Annotated in this window: 1 rRNA gene (running past one end of the window); it reads right to left on the reverse strand. The window is 52.9% G+C overall.

The features are described from left to right. A 16S ribosomal RNA gene (locus GQR55_RS20000) occupies nucleotides 1–314 on the reverse strand (its annotated part continues 244 nt past the right edge of the window); the annotation flags it as partial.

Raw genomic sequence — 314 nt, forward strand, 5'->3', positions numbered from 1 at the left:
CCGATTAACGCTTGCACCCTCTGTATTACCGCGGCTGCTGGCACAGAGTTAGCCGGTGCTTCTTCTGGAGTTAACGTCAAAATGATAACGTATTAAGTCATCACCCTTCCTCGCTCCTGAAAGTGCTTTACAACCCTAAGGCCTTCTTCACACACGCGGCATGGCTGGATCAGGCTTGCGCCCATTGTCCAATATTCCCCACTGCTGCCTCCCGTAGGAGTCTGGGCCGTGTCTCAGTCCCAGTGTGACTGGTCATCCTCTCAGACCAGTTAAAGATCGTCGCCTTGGTAGGCCTTTACCCTACCAACTAGCTA

Source organism: Pseudoalteromonas sp. Z1A8, assembly GCF_011378855.1.
In the GTDB taxonomy this organism is placed as follows: domain Bacteria; phylum Pseudomonadota; class Gammaproteobacteria; order Enterobacterales; family Alteromonadaceae; genus Pseudoalteromonas.